General features: G+C 59.7%; 3 protein-coding genes. All 3 read left to right on the top strand.

Features of this window, described 5'->3' with window-relative positions; translation table 11 throughout:
- Positions 1 to 118, top strand: a 118-nt coding sequence (gene rpsM, locus A2I95_RS37915) for a 30S ribosomal protein S13 (RefSeq protein ID WP_291737580.1), incomplete at its 5' end; no start/stop codon positions are given.
- Positions 119 to 133: 15 nt separating this feature from the next.
- A complete protein-coding gene (gene rpsK / locus A2I95_RS37910) occupies positions 134 to 523 on the top strand; it encodes a 30S ribosomal protein S11 (protein WP_291737579.1) in 390 nt (129 codons plus the stop codon).
- Between the two features lie 118 nt (positions 524 to 641).
- Positions 642 to 1214 carry a hypothetical protein gene (locus A2I95_RS37905; RefSeq protein ID WP_291737578.1) on the top strand — a complete coding sequence of 191 codons (573 nt, stop codon included), beginning with the start codon at positions 642 to 644 and terminating at the stop codon, positions 1212 to 1214.
- Positions 1215 to 1404 lie beyond the last annotated feature (190 nt).

Genomic DNA, 1404 nt, shown 5'->3' with positions numbered 1-1404 from the left:
GGGCTGCTACCGTGGTCTGCGTCACCGTCGTAACCTGCCCGTTCGCGGTCAGCGTACCCACACCAACGCTCGTACCCGCAAAGGCCCCGCAAAGGCCATCGCCGGTAAGAAGAAGTAAGGGAGGGTTTGATCAATGGCACGCGATAAGACTCGTATTAAGAAAAAAGAGCGTAAGAACATTGCATCGGGCGTTGCCCATGTGAACTCGACGTTCAACAACACCAAGATCCTGATCTCGGACGTACAGGGCAACGCGATCTCGTGGTCGTCGGCCGGTACCATGGGCTTCAAAGGCTCGCGGAAATCGACCCCCTATGCTGCTCAGATGGCTGCAGAAGATGCAGGCAAAAAAGCACAGGACCACGGTGTGAAGACACTGGAAGTCGAAGTTCAGGGTCCAGGTTCGGGCCGTGAATCGGCTCTGCGCGCTCTGGCTGCTGTCGGTTTCAACATCACGTCGATCCGTGACGTGACGCCGATCGCACACAACGGCTGCCGCCCACCAAAGCGCCGCCGCGTCTAACAGACCAAAAATTACACTGGGGCCTCGTGTTTTCACATGGGCCCCAGTCCGTCATTTTAAACCTCGGGCGTCTGTACCTTTTGGGACCATGGGGCACAGACAGGAATGGAGGGACCGCATGATCCACAAAAATTGGGCAGAACTTATCAAGCCGACCCAGTTGGAGGTGAAGCCGGGCAATGACCCAGCGCGCCAGGCAACTGTTGTGGCCGAACCGCTGGAACGCGGCTTTGGTCTGACACTGGGCAACGCCCTGCGTCGCATCCTGATGAGCTCGCTGCAAGGCGCCGCCATCACCAGCGTTCAGATTGATAACGTCCTGCACGAGTTCTCGAGCGTGGCCGGTGTGCGCGAAGATGTCACCGACATCATCCTGAACCTCAAGCAGGTTTCGCTGCGCATGGAAGTCGAAGGCCCCAAGCGCCTGTCGATCAATGCCAAGGGCCCGGCAGTTGTGACCGCGGGTGACATCCCCGAGAAAATCACCGTCGACCTGTCGACGCTGAAAATCGGCGATATCGTCCACATCTCGGACGTGACTCTGCCGGAAGGCGCCAAGCCGACGATCGACCGTGACTTCGTGATCGCGAACATCTCGGCACCGTCGGGTCTGGCCGCACAGGAAGCCGAAGAAGAAGCCGAAGCCGCCGCAGATGCCGCAGCAGAGCACGCGGCCTCCGAAGAAGCCTGACAGGCGCTTCGCTGAGACGTTTACGAACCCCCGCCGCTTTGGCGGGGGTTTTTCTTTGTCCATTTCGTTGTCCGAAGAATGGTCAGACTGGTTTGCGCGCCGCGTGGCAGGCAAAGAGGATCGCGCCGTAAAAGCTCCCGGTCGCCACCCGCGCGGCGGTTTCGTCGCGAAATCCCTGCGCCAGCGCCTC

Source organism: Leisingera sp. F5 (assembly GCF_001593695.1).
This window is presented reverse-complemented; position numbering and strand designations above follow the sequence as displayed.